We start from the raw sequence: 14225 nt of genomic DNA, 5'->3' as shown, positions 1-14225 counted from the left end.
TTAAATCAGAACAGGAAGCGCTTAACGAGAAATTTTTAGCGCGACTGAAGCGGGCGGCAACCCGCAGCAGCCGCTGACCACAACTAACTATACGGGAGTTAATTATGGCTGACATGCATCATAAGTCAGGAACCCGCACGGTCACAACCGCCGCGCATTATTACAAAGTCGGATACCGGCCTAACAGGGGGCAGCCGAACCCCCTGCCCCAGCTCACCATCAAGGGCCGCTGGCTGGAGCCGTTGGGCTTTACCACCGGGCAGAAGATCGAGGTGATCCCGGAGGCGGGGCAGCTGATTATCCGGCTGGCTGGGAAGTGATCTGCTGGTAAAAAGATCCCGGTGCGAACCGGGATCTTGACCTAGCCTTTGCAGCGACTTAGGGCTAATCGCAGACCGGCACCGATTTCGTCTGGGGAACTGTCTACAGGAAGAACCACATAATCAGATTCGTTGATCCTGGCACCGCTCCAGGCTTCCAGCTTTTCATGGTAGCTGGGACGAATAGTAATCTGATTATTTACCAGATGAATACCACATTTTTTCATATTTTTAAACAATGCTCGTTTAGTTTTATAGCCATATTTTTCCATCAACTTAGCTATCCAGATTGCATATTTTTCTTTGCCTTTTTCAAGATCAAAAAATTCTACACGATCAGCAAGTTCGGTTAATGTTCGGCTATCAAACAATGCTTGTAAGATCTCCTCTCCCAAAGTTTTATCATCTATATCAAGTGGTAATAGACGAGATGGGAACAAGGGATCTCTTCTCGTCATACCTAATCCTGAGTAAGTCTCAATATTCAAAAACTCATTGGTAACAAAAGCATTAGCCCAATAATCTTGATCTTTATTAAATTCCATCATTTCACCTGAGTTACCGTCACTTTGACGCCCTGGGATTTACCATATTCGATGGCGCGGTTTATTTCTGTCCATTGGGTTTTAGTGGAATTTTGAATTGATAGATAAGCTGATGCTCTTTGGATCAGTTTGTGTCTCGCTACCCAGCAATGTTATTTTGAGAATATTCATCACTATTTACCTTTGATCAATTTATTGTATTCCGCCTTGCTTATATCGCCACGAGCAAAAAATTCGCGTAAAAGTTTTGGAGATGCTTCGGTACCGGGTATAGGATAACCGTGCCAACCTGACCTGCCTCCAGTATTATATACAACCGTCATTAGTAATGTCGGTTTGTTTACCTTCACATTTTCCATTTTGCTACCGTGCTGCAAACTCTGATGGTGTCTGATAATTCAGTGCTTAATGTGGACGGCACTCGTTATAGTGCTGCCGCCAGTCATTAATGATTTTCCTGGCGTGAACAATATCGCTGAACCAGTGCTCATTCAGACATTCATCGCGAAACCGTCCGTTAAAACTCTCAATAAATCCAATCTGCGTTGGCTTACCCGGCTGGATTAAGCGCAACTCAACACCATGCTCAAAGGCCCATTTATCCAGTGCGCGGCAGGTGAACTCCGGCCCCTGGTCAGTTCTTATCGTCGCCGGATAGCCGCGAAACAGCGCAATACTGTCCAGAATACGCGTGACCTGCACGCCTGAGATCCCAAAGGCAACAGTGACAGTCAGGCATTCCCTTGTGAAGTCATTGACGCAGGTAAGGCACTTGTTCTAGCGACCGGTGGCCAGTGCATCCATGACGAAATCCATTGACCAGGTCAGATTGGAGGCATCCGGGCGAAGCAGCGGAAGCCGCTCATTCGCCAACTCTTACGGCGTCGCCTGCGCTTTACACCCAGGCCGTTAAGGTGATAAATGCGGTATACCCGCTTGTAGTTGACGTGAAGGCCCTCCTGGCGCAATAACTGCCAGATGCGCCGGTAACCAAACCGCCTTCGTTCGGGCGCCAGTTCAGTGATACGCCCTGATAAATGGGCATCAGCCGCCGGACGCTGAGCGTCATAGCGGCAGGCCGACAGGGACGAACCTGTGAGTCTGCAGGCACGACGTTGCGACAGACCGGTCGCATCACACATCAACACCACGACTTCGCGCTTCTGGTCTGTCGTCAGTACTTTCGACCCAGAGCCACCTGAAGCGCCTCCTTATCCAGCATGGCCTCGGCGAGCAGCTTCCTGAGTCTGGCGTTCTCTTCCTCAAGTGACTTCAGGCGCTTAACCTCAGGCACCTCCATGCCGCCATACTTCTTACGTCAGGTGTAAAATGTGGCGTCGGAAATGGCGTGCTTACGGCAGAGCTCACGGGCAGAAACCCCGGCTTCGGCCTCGCGGAGAATACTGATGATCTGTTCCTCGGAAAAACGCGTCTTCATGGGGATGTACTCATGTGGCTTATGAATACATTACTAACATCGCGGTGTGTTAATCAACGGGGAGCAGGTCAGGCGTATTGAGCAGGTAAACCATAGGTCGTCAGGATGGGTGTAAAAGGGATGCAACTTAACTGCAGAAAGGATGCAAAAAGAGTGCAATCAGAGCGTCACAGAAACTGCAATACCGGCGCAAGAGTGCGCCGGATCTCAGCCAAAGCAAAACACCCGATGATTAAGACTCTGGCAAAATCGAATATACTGCTTTGAAAATATGGGCTCCATCATCAACGGCTGACGATGCTTCATATATTGCTTCGCTCGCTGTCATAAGCGAATTTTCTCCACCAGCTAAGGACAGCGCCGATACAGCACGAGCTTGACTAAACAACTGAAGACCTTCTAGATTTAAGCTTTGCCCTTCATCTAGGTTGTCTTGCAAGTCAAAATACTTCTCATCTAACTTTGCAGCTAAATCATCTAGCCCAGAAACCTGATCGGTTGTGAGTCTATTACCAGACAGTAGTTGCCTAAGAGACTCGACAACAATAGGCACATCTACTGGACAAGCCTGAAAAGCAAGTTCGCAAGCCACTTTTACAGCAACTCTTCGTTGCTCCTCACTGACCAACTTAAGTTTTTCTACAAGTCCTTTCTCAACCATTTCTAAACGCATAATCATTTTTTAGCCTTTGGCAGTGGTTTTAATGGCGTTGACACATTGGCCCCTGTCGGCTCAATTACGTTCTGACATGATGCACAGACAGGACGTGTCGCACCGATATCAACAACTTTCAATCCGTTAGCGTTGGCATAGCTGACTATATCCGCTTCTGCGTGGCCAGTTCCAACAACTACTTTTTCGCCTTCTTGCAAACTCACTCCAGGACGAAGATAGCCACGAGGTTCACTTGTACTAACCAGAACAGAGCGAACACCATTGGCATCCTCTACTACCGCAACACCCATAGTTATTCGGCCTTGAGAATTCGCAGGTATTTGTGACTGAATTTCACTTACACGGCTTTGGATAAGGTTAGATGGGTTATCGTAGGCAAGACCACGCCCCAGAGACGTACCTGCGCCTTTTGGACCTCCAGGAATAATACCGCCCATTCCCTTCACATTGCCATCATCATCCACCACTCCAATTCTTTTCGGAGTGAAAGAAATAATTTTTACAGGGCGATTGCCGTGTTCCAACTTGAATTCATCATCATCATCATCACTTCCCAGCGTATTATTCTCAACCGCATTCTTACCGGCAACCGCGCCCTGAATCCCACCTTCAACAGAACCAGAAGTCACTCCCGCGGACAGTTGCGCAGCCAGCTGGCCGAGCGCGCTGACAACCTGCTTTTGTTCCTGCGTCAGTTCGCTGGCCTGCTTGCCGGGATACATTGAGCTGAGGATAGCTCTGGCCATCAGCTCGCCACCCGCAGCACCGGCTGCACCCGCTGTTGCGTTGTTGCCCGCCAGCTGCGCCAGTACGGCACCCGCAACCGCGTGCGCCATGGTGTTAGCCAGGACGTTAGTCTGCTCCTGTCCGTCGACAACTTTGCTGGTAGCTTGCTTAATTTTATTGGCGATGTAAGGCGCCATTCCACCTGCTGCAGCAGCACCGAGGTTACTTGCGCCAAGGCCACCCAGCACACCAGTTACCGCTGCTGCTGCCATGGAATAGCTGCCACCAGTGCCCCACTTTTCTGCCACGGCCTTATAGCCCGCATCATTTACAATGAGATTGTTTAATTCTGCTTTGGAATAACTGGCATATTGCGGGTTTGCTTTCAGCAACCTTTCTCTGGTTTCATCTTCAGCAGCCTGCATTTTGTAGCTGCTGACATCGCCTGCTACACGCTGACCCAGCTCCTGCATTCCCTGTGCAAACTCAAGCTTGCGTGCGACCTTATCCTTGTCGAATATCTTGTCGATATGGCCGTTGGCGTTGTCGGTATCTCTGCTCAGGTCTGCGAGGTTCTGTGTCTGAGCCTGACCGTTACGTACCGTGATGGTACCGTCCGCCACGGCTGAACGGGTGGTGCCAGATGCACTGCCATGGGTATTAGCAGAGGTTGGTATCGCACCGCCTGACATTTTATTATCTTCGTTACCTCCACCCATGCTGATGGATGAGCTACTGGCTTTGTAAGAAGCGTGGTTGTCGATGTCAGACCAGCCCAGCGTACCGGTGGAGAGCGCATTGTTCGCGGACTGCGCCGTTGAGGCGATCACCGCGCCATTCAGCTGGGTGTGGTTGCCAACATAGATGTCATAGCCACCATTCCCTGCAAACAGGCCGCTCTGATCGCCGACGCTGGCATACTCACTGTTCACTTTGCTCTGGCTCAGACTGAGGCCAGCGGAGCCGGTCATGCTGCCGAACGTGAAGCTGAAGCCGCCGCTGGCGCTCTGCTGCTTGCTTTGATAATCATCGGTATCCTGCAGGCTGGTCATCGTCAGATCGTGGCCTACATCGGCAACAATCCGGTTACCCAGAGCCTGCGCGCCAGACAGCACGGTGTCGTTGCCGCTGCTCAGGGTGAGGTCATTGCTGGCGTTCACCCGGCTGTTAACGTAATCGGTGGTTTTGCCGTTCTCCTTGCCGCTGGCCATAAAGCCACTGGCCTGTATGCCAATACCTGTTTCATTACCTATCGCGACATGAACGCCGCCACTCCAGCCGGAAGCTTTATTGCTGCTCTTCTGTTCGGTGTTGTTGGTTGCCGCCGAGAGGTTGAGATCGTGCGCCGCAGCAAGCGTGACATTTTTGCCGGTAATGCCGCTGCCAGCGAGCGTAATATCACCGCTGCTGCCGTTGGCACCGGTCGCCACCACGGCAATGTTGCCGCCGCCGTTGAGTGAACTACCTTTAACGGCATTGGCGTTATATTCCGATGAGGATTTACTTTTACTCGCGCCGACACTGAGCTCAATTTTAATCCCCGCTTGGTTCATGTTGCCGTTGGCCAGCGCCTGGCCAGACTGCATGGTTTTTGCGCCCGACATCGCCCAGCCACTTTCCAGAGCTTTTACCGCACCCAGTGCTTTGAGGCGATCGTCGCCCGCCTCGCTGGCGGATTTTGCCTGTTCCCCAAGGCTTAATAGGGCATCGGTAATCGGGCTGGTAAGCTGCAGAGTTAAGCCGCTTTTCTTCTGCTCATATACCTGACGACGACTGACAAGATCGTTGCCAGGATCGATATCCACGGAGCCACCGACCACGCTGATGTCTTTTTTAGCGATGACATCAGAGCCGCCGATATGGGCATTATTACCGGCAATCAGCGTGACGCTACCGCCGGTGCTGCCTACGGCGCTGGCGCTCTGGCTTTGGGTGGTGCCGTCGCGATTGAGCTGCTGGCGAGTGGAAGCGCTACCGAAGGTCACGCCAATACTTCCGCCACTCATCATGCCGCTCTTTTTGGTTTCTTTCAGGCTGTAGCTATGCTGCTCTTCAGTGGCCGCAGTGATAGCAAGATCACGTCCTGCCTTCAGCGCAACGTTGTTATCGCCTACCACGCTGGAACCCGTTACAGCCACATCACGTCCGGCAACGATCGCGACATTGTTACCACTTAACGCCGAAGACTGTTCAGTTGTTGCTGAGTTCTCATGAACTGTGTGCGTGGTTTTTTTAGAGAACAACTTTTTCTTAACTTTTGTATCTTCGTCGTAGTGATAATCGCTTTCGGTCGCCGTTGTGATAGCCACGTCTCGTCCTGCCTGAATAGCAAGATCGCCTCGTGCATCTACTCTCGCCGCTTCCGCGACCATGTCCCGTCCCGCTTTAACCGTCGTACTCCCGCCACTGGCAATTTCAGTGCCCTGCTGGCGTACCGACTCATTGATCTCAACCTTCTTACCGGATTTGTAGCTATTACCAGAACCGGTTTCAGCCGCCAGCAGATTGACGTCGCGTCCCGCCTGTAAGGTCACGTCTTTGTCTGCGGCGATGCCTGCCGCCTGGCTATTGAGATCGCGTCCGGCCTGAAGTGCTAAATCGCCGCCACTGGTCAGCGTCGTGCGATCCAGACCGGTTGAATGGGTTTCACGTTTGCCCTTCACATCATTCTGGCTGGTCGTCGCGCTGTTGAGATTAAGATCGTTACCGGCTGCCAGCGCCGCGTTTTTACCTGCGCTGATGTTGCTGGCGGTAACAGTCAGATCGTGGCCCGCCTGCATCGCCATATTGCCGCCTGCGACGATCTGGCTGCCGACTGTGGTGACGGTGGTTGTGCTGGTTGGGTCAACTTTTTGCCAGCGGTTTCCGAAGCCGGATTGCGCGCTGCCAGTGACGTTCTGGTTCCCGGTGATAGCAATATCATTCCAGGCGTTCAGCAGCAGATCGCCACCCGCTTTGAGGTTAGCGCCGGTGACGGTAATATCGTTGCCCGCCTTAAGGCTCAGAGAATCCAGTGACGTGATGCTCGCCGTTGGCCCGCTCAGGGTTTCGGTATAGGATTTCTTCGCACCCTTACCGTTGCCTGCATCCAGATGCCAGAGCTGTGAAGTAGTCAGGTTGTTGATGTCACCGTTAACACTCTCCAGTGCCACCTTTTTACCGCTGATAGTCGCGCTGACGTTGTTGATATCATTCAGTGCGCTAAGCTGCAGATCGCCACCAGCATGAAGCAGACCGGCGTTGAGGTTACTGAGCGTGTTCTGACTGTCGATAGTCAGATCGTTTTTGGCCATCACGCTACTACCGGTATTGGTGATGTTCCCGCCTTTCAGCGTCACGTTGTTACCGGCAATTACGCTGCCATCGCGCATCTCCACATCTTTTGTCGACAGATAGAGCTTCGGCACCATCACCGTTTCACCGTTGATGGTGGTGGCTTCCCACCAGACCATACTCTTGTCTAAAGAGGCGAGTTGCCCGGCAGAGAGTGAGACACCAAACTCCAGTCCCAGCGACTGCTGCGCCGCCGCAGCGTTGTCCATCAGATAGCGCATCTGGGCGAGATCGGATCCCAGGCCATTGATGTAGCGATTACCGGTCTGATTCAGTACCGCATTGCTGACGTAACGGGTATCAAACGCCGCATCACCGAGAAAACGATAATCATAATCTGGCTTCAGGTTAAGGCGACTCAGCATGTATGAGGAACCGAGGAAGGCGTTCTCGTCTGTGTATTGAGGGCGCGTTTCCTGTAATGGCGTGGTGGCAGGCTGTTTGCCCAGTTTTGCATTCAGCTCGCCAAACAGGCTCTGATCCAGCTGGCCCAGGCCATTGAGTTTGGGGTTAACGGTAATCAGATAGCGGCTATTGGTGTTCGACGCAACAAAGTAGCCGTTTTCGCCAGAGGGTAATGGATAGGCGCTGATATCAACCTCAGCGGCCTTATAGTTATGCAGCGACGCAGGACCCTGAGCAGCGTTCGTCAGGTTAATGGCTTTACCCAGCGCTGCGTTGTTTTTACCCGCAGTTGCATATTGCGTCAGCGATGCGCTGCCCTGTGATGCGGTCTCCAGCGCACCTGCGCCATTCACCTGCTGTAACGCATTCTGGAGCTGATCGCGCCATTGCGGCGTATTGATTGCGGCTTTGTCGGCAGTTGCCAGTGGCTGATGAGACTGCGCGCCTGCGGTGCCTGCAGCGGTTAAGCCGCGTAAAGCGGGGGCCGAAAGGGTATTACCGTTCCAGCCGGCATTCGCTGTGGTGTTAGTGTTGCTGATATCGCCGCTGAAGTTAGCAGAGACATTGCCTCCGGCCTGGATAACGGCGCGGTAGATTTGAACGGGCCCAACGTCTTCATAACTGGGCTGGCCTGTAAGTACATACTTAACCTGAGTGCCAGTAGTATTTTGTCGAAAACAACACCGCTGAGATTTGGGATCGAAAAATGCAAGGTCGATATTTTTAGTAAAATTCCCACCAATATTTCCCGAGTATTTATAAGTTGTATACTCATTCTGCTGACCGTCCTGGAAAGACTGATTATTTAGTTGATTACCAGATAAAACGATATCGCCATTAGCGAGAATATCGCTGGCAAGATTTTCTAACTTTTGAGCTGAAATTTGCAACCCGCGAGCTGATGCAATCCGGCCAGCACCATCATTTGCATTAACATGATTGAATATGGTGTTAGTTAAATATTTTTTAAGGGCACCCTTAGCATTAGGTGCGAGATAATAATGATCATCATCGGAACCATTCCCCTTACCCGGGCTGCCTCCTGACCTAACATGTTTGGTATAGAAGCCAAGCTCATCAGCCTTTAAGGATCCCAGTGTGATATAAACAGTATCCTTACCTAACCATGAAGGTAAATCTGGACTCTTTTGAATTGATGTTGAGGTGCTCAACCCATCCCTTGTATTCAGCAAATGCCCCGTATTAATCGTGATATCACCGTTCTGCGTTTCAATGGTGCCGGAGTTATTAATCACCTCGCCGTTGGCGTTCCCTGCCGCGTCGCCCTGAAGCCACATACTGCCGCCTGCCAGCATATTGGCACGCTGGTTGCGGATGCTGTTGGCAAAAAGAGAGAGATTGCCGGCCGCATAGAGCAGCGCGTTATTGACGATGCTGCCCGGTGCGCTGAGGGTCAGATTGCCCAACGTACCCGTAAAACCATCAACAGTGATATCGCTGCGGCTGGCTAAGTTAATATTCCCGCCGCCCTGCAGACTGCCATTCCCGTTCATGGCGATACGATTGCCGCTTAACGCACTGTCACCCGAACCGGTAGTGAGCTGACCATTATTAGTGAGATCGCCGCCTGCACTCAGCGTCAGCGCCCCACCCTGCATCGTGCCCTGGTTGTCTATCGCGCCATTACTGCTGACGGAGAGTCGCCCGCCCGCAGCCAGCACATCGCGACCGGTAAAACCATTCGCGATCTCCAGTGTGGCATCACCCAGCGCCACAACCTGACCGGTCTGATCAAAGCCATTGCTGTGAACCAGCAAATTGCCGCCACTGAACAGGCGACCACTGCTTTGCTGATTGACCTGAGCGCCCATCACACTCAGCCGGTTGTTACCCAGCAGCGTGCCGCTGTTGTTTACCTGCTGATAATTGACCTCAAGGTTACCGCCCTGGGCCGTGCCCTGGTTGCTGAAGCCATTGCCGGTCAGCGCACCCTGGCCGTCGGCCAGCAGCGTACCGTTGTTGCTGGCATTAGTCGCATTGAGGATGAGTTGAGATGCCTGTAACCAGCCGTTGTTATTCAGCTGCGGCGTATTCAATGTCTGCGCGCCACCCGAGAGCCACCGGCCATCGTTTTGCGTTAAACCGGTTATTGTCGCGACACCGTTGCCATTGCCCTGAATCAGGCCATAGTTGAACAGTTCAGGCCCGGTCAGCGTCAGGGCGTTTTGCGTGATCATGGCGCCATTGCCGCCGTTGGTGATGCGTCCACCGGCATTGACCAGCAGGCTGTTGTCACCCTGTAAGCGCCCATTGTTCTCAACCGCACCACTGGTGATCTGCAGGTCGCCGCCCTGCACGCGTCCGGCATTATTGAGTGAGGATGACTGAAGCGTCAGCCTGCCTGCGCTGAGCAGCGTTTTATCCTGCTGCTGAGTCAGTGCACCGTTAAGGCCAACAGTCAGCGCCTCCACACCGGTCACTGAGCCGTTATTGTTTAACGTGTCGCCCCGTAGCGTCAGGTTCCTGGCAATCCATTCACCCTGATTGGTCAGCGTCAGTGCCTGCAGTGCCGCAGTGCCATTCGCTGAGATCTTACTGCCAGCGCCCGCATCAAGGCGATCCGCCAGAATCAGTTGCAGCGCATCCGCACTCTGGATCGCGCCATTATTGGTCAGTTGCCGGGCATTCAGCAGGATCTGCTGTCCCTGCCAGCTTCCGTTATTCACAACGTCCCCGCCGTTGATGTTCAGCGTGCCCTGCGTCAGCAGCGATCCGCCCTGATTATTGAGCAGCTGACGTGATGGCGCGGCCAGCGCCCTGAGCAGCATTCGCCCGGCCACCTGTGGCGCAGCGGCAAACGTCAATGCCTGCAGACCAATCAGGCTGCCCTGATTAATGACGCTGGCGGGTGAAATGGTCAGGGTTTTGCCCTGCACCGATCCGCTGTTATTCAGCGCGGCACCGTTCAGCACCATCGCCCCTTCGCTAAGCAGTGAGCCGCTGTTGTTCAGCATGTTCGCCGTAACCTGTGCGGTGTTCTGACTCATCAATGAGCCGCTGTTATGCAGTTCATTGCTGATGCTGGCGTTCAGATCTTTGCTGCCCAGCAGCGATCCCTGATGCAGCCAGTTGTCAGCGTTAACCGTTGCCTGCTCGCCCTGCAGCGTTCCCTGGGTGTTGAGCTGACCCGCGGTCAGCGTCAGTGTTCCGCCGCTCAGCGTTTTGCCACCGGCAGATTGCGTGATGTTATCGGCCTGAGCAGTCAGCGCCGTGTTGCCCTGTAACAGACCATCGTTGTTCAGGCTGGTGCCCTGCACCCCCAGGCGGTCCGCCATTATTTTGCCGCTGTTGCGCAGCGTGGTGGCATTCAGGTCGCTATTGCCCTGGCTGACCAGCATGCCGCTGTTGATTAGATCGGTGGCGATATTACCGCGCAAGGCGCTGATGCCATTGAGGCTGCCGCGATTGTCGAGAGAATCCAGCGTGACGTCGAGCTGCTGGCCCTGCCAGCTGCCATCATTGAACGTGCTGCCGCCCGTGACGATCAGTCGATCGCCGCTCAGCAGTTGCCCATTGTTGTGGTTGAGGGTCTGAGCAAATCCGAGATCCAGTAGCGTGTCGCCCTGAAGCAGCCCGCTGTTTTCCAGCGTATTACCGCTGGCGCTGAGTTGCTGTGCCGCAATCTGGCCGCTGTTACTGAGCGTTTGTGCCTGCAGGTCGGCCTGCTGGCCAGTCACGATCTGTCCCGTGCTGCTGTTATTCAGCGTATCGGCAATCTGAAGGTCGAGGTCATCGCTCAGCAGGCGTCCGCTGTTGTTGAGACGGTTGCCGTTGACTGAAAGCTTACCGTTAACCTGCAGCAGCCCGTCGTTATCCAGTTGATCTAACGTCAGCGTCAGCGGTCCTCCGGCGATTAACTGGCCGCCATGGAGGTTGTGGAGTTGCTGATGATCCAGCGTTAAGGTGCTGTTGCCCTGCAGCAGACCGGCGTTACTGAGCACTGGCGCATGCAGGCTGAGGTTATCTGCCGCCAGTGTGCCTTTGTTATCGATCTCCCCAGCCTGTAAATTCATCTGCTGCTGGCTGATCAGACTTCCGCTGTTATCCAGCACACCCCCGACCTGGGCTGTCAGTGCCTTTCCGGCGCGAACAGTGCCACTGTTCTGCAACGCCTTCGCATTTAACGCCATCTGATCGGCCTGCATTGCGCCGCGGTTATTCAGTGAAGTGATGTTGCCGTTCAGGGTGCCGTCACTCAGCAACTGTCCGCCCTGCTGATTATCCAGCTGGTCGCCTTCCAGGGTAATCTGCTGATTACCCTGAATCAGGCCACTGTTAATCATGTCACCACGCAGCATCAGCGCCTGGGCAATCAGCCAGCCGCTGTTGTCAGTGTGATTCGCTTTTAGCGCGATGCCCTGTTGTCCCAGAATCTTGCCGCTATTGACCAGCGTGTCGCTTTGCAGGTCGGCGTCGGCTTCACTGAGGGCATTGCCGCTGTTCTGCCAGCGGTCAGCATTCAGTGTCAGCTGTTTGCCCTGCATCAGTCCGCTGTTGTCCAGCGTCTGCTGTTGCACATTCAGCTGGCCTGCGCTGAGCAGCGTGCCGCTGTTGGTTAACCCGCTGCCCTGCAACGATACTGCCTTGTCGCCCTGGAGTGTTCCGCTGTTATTGATCTGGCTGACATCGCTATTCAGCGTTGCGGCGGCGATGATGCCCTGATTAGTCAGTACATCGCCGTGCAGCTGGAGTGGGTCACTGGCCAGCAGTTTGCCACCCAGCTGATTATCCAGATGCCCGTACCGGGCGCTGAGGCTGGCAGCGTTGATTTCCCCGCTGTTGTTCAGCTGGTCGCCGCTGACAACCAATGTTTTGCCGCTGGTGATCAATCCGCTGTTATTAAGCTGTGGCAAATCGAGCGCAAAATCGTTGTCGGAGCTGATCGTCCCCGCAGCAAGGTTATCCAGCTGTCCGGCATGTAAAGAGAGCTGATAAGAGCCCTGAAGCAGGCCGCCGTTACTGATTTGCCCGGCGGTCAGCGTCAGATTGGGTGCGGTTAACGAGCCCATGTTACGCAGTTGTGCACTGTTCAGGATGAGTGCGTTCTGACTGCTGATGGCCCCCTGATTTTCCAGCCTGCCACGAGCGGTCAGTTGCGCGTCACCGCCTGCAGTGATGGAGCCGCTTTGTTGCAGCGTATCGCTGTTAATCACGGCATCACCATGGCTCACCATCTCGCCACTGTTATTCAGGGTCGGGGCATCGATTTGCAGACGCTGACTGACCAGATTGCCGCTGTTGCTGAAGGTATCCGCAACACTGAACAGTGCGTTGCCCTGTGCGGAGAAGATCCCGTCCTGATTCAGCCGATTAGCCGTGATCGTGGCATCACCCGTACTGATCAGCTTGCCGCTGTTATCAAGAGTGCCGCTTTGAATGTTCAGGCTGCTGCCACTGATTTCATCGCGGTTAGTCAGCTGTCCGCTCACAGCCAAAGTATTTTTACCCTGAGCCAGCAGCTTACCGTTCTGTTGCAGAGTGTTAGTGCGAACCTGCACGTCACCATTACTGGCCAGGCTGCCACGGTTAGTGATCTGCGCGGCCTGAATATCGAGTGTTTTTGCGGCGGCGAGCTGACCGGCATTGTCCAGCTGAGAGGTGGCAGAGAGCTGCAGCGTGTCTACCGCACTACCGCTGCTGCTGTTATCAATACTCAGGTTAGCACCGCTGAGACGCACATTCTGGCCTGCCTTCACGCTGCTGCCTTTGAGCGTGATATTGCCCTGACTGTTGAGGTCCAGCGAGGCGTCGCTGCCCAGCGAGGCCGCGTTTAAGGCAATATCCTGCTGCGCTGTCAGCGCGACGTTGCCCCCGGCTTTATGTTCGCCCTGCAGGGCGATGCTGCTGCCTCTGGCAGTCAGGGTGCCGCTGGTCAGGCTGTTGTTGATGCTTAACCGACCCTGCGCATCCAGCACCATATCGCCCTGACGGGCATTAAGATTGCCGAGATTGACGCCAACGCCGTTTTCGCTGGAGACCAGATGGATGCGGTTTGCGTACATACCGCCCAGCGCGCCGGTATCTACAGCAACCGATGGCGCAGCACCTTCGCCCGCGATGGGTGTCACGCTGCCATCAGCACCGACCCGGTTTGCGCCCAGCGTCACATTAAGATCTTTGGCATGGATGCCTGCGTTGATTTCGGTTGCGCGCGCGATGATTGAGACAGCATCAGCCTGGCTGCCATCCAGTCCTTTACCCTCAATACTGATTGCGCCTTTCGTCACTTCCAGCGATTGCAGATTGCCCTGCGCATTAAGCTGCGGTTTACCGGTAGTCAGCGTAACGTTGGGCGTATTGATAAAGCCGCAGCCGTTACAGGTAATGCCATAAGGGTTTGCGACCATCACGTTGGCCGCTTTACCCGCTACCTCGGTATAGCCCTGTAGCTGTGAACGGTTAGCACCCACCACCTCATTGATAATGGCCCGGGCTTCCTGCCCTGCTTTGAGATTCGGATTGTTCTGTATAAGTCCACCCAGCTGGGTCTGCGTCAACCGGCCGGTTGCGTTGTTCAGGATCAGCCCTTCCTGGCCCACGTTGTAATTCTGGTACTGGTTATGCGACAGGCCCGCCGCATTCGGCGTCGCGATATTAATGACCGGCACGCCATTCCCGGCAGCATCGACGTTGGTACTTGGTGTGACGGGCGCTATCGCCGCAGAAAAGGCGGGCAGCAGTGGCTGAAACGCGATCAGCGAGCAGATGAGATAGCTCAGCAGACGACGCGGCAGTGAAAGCTTTAATTGATCATCCATAAT

General features: G+C 54.1%; 5 protein-coding genes and 1 pseudogene. 1 reads left to right on the top strand and 5 read right to left on the bottom strand.

Features of this window, described 5'->3' with window-relative positions; genetic code table 11:
• Window positions 1–104 precede the first annotated feature (104 nt).
• A complete protein-coding gene (locus OK412_RS02930) occupies window positions 105–320 on the top strand; it encodes a SymE family type I addiction module toxin (protein ID WP_069026488.1) in 216 nt (71 codons plus the stop codon).
• 41 nt (window positions 321–361) lie between these two features.
• On the opposite strand, the gene OK412_RS02925 is transcribed toward OK412_RS02930, so the two are convergent.
• The 5 genes and pseudogenes from OK412_RS02925 to OK412_RS02910 form a co-directional block, all read right to left on the bottom strand.
• Entirely contained in the window at window positions 362–865 is a 504-nt protein-coding gene (locus OK412_RS02925) for a contact-dependent growth inhibition system immunity protein (RefSeq protein ID WP_264352668.1), read from the bottom strand.
• A complete protein-coding gene (locus OK412_RS23495; protein ID WP_370513268.1) occupies window positions 865–993 on the bottom strand; it encodes a hypothetical protein in 129 nt (42 codons plus the stop codon). Before OK412_RS23495 ends, OK412_RS02925 begins: the two co-directional genes overlap by 1 nt.
• A gap of 235 nt (window positions 994–1228) precedes the next feature.
• Window positions 1229–2303 (bottom strand): annotated as a pseudogene (locus OK412_RS02920) (IS3 family transposase).
• 232 nt (window positions 2304–2535) lie between these two features.
• Window positions 2536–2982: a hypothetical protein gene (locus OK412_RS02915; protein ID WP_264352667.1), complete on the bottom strand. Its 447-nt coding sequence runs from the start codon at window positions 2980–2982 to the stop codon at window positions 2536–2538.
• Complete coding sequence (locus OK412_RS02910; RefSeq protein WP_264352666.1) at window positions 2979–14222, bottom strand: hemagglutinin repeat-containing protein; 11244 nt, start codon at window positions 14220–14222, stop codon at window positions 2979–2981. Before OK412_RS02910 ends, OK412_RS02915 begins: the two co-directional genes overlap by 4 nt.
• Window positions 14223–14225 lie beyond the last annotated feature (3 nt).

The organism is Pantoea sp. JV6 (assembly GCF_025910055.1).
Taxonomy (GTDB): Bacteria; Pseudomonadota; Gammaproteobacteria; order Enterobacterales; family Enterobacteriaceae; genus Pantoea; species Pantoea agglomerans.
This window is presented reverse-complemented; position numbering and strand designations above follow the sequence as displayed.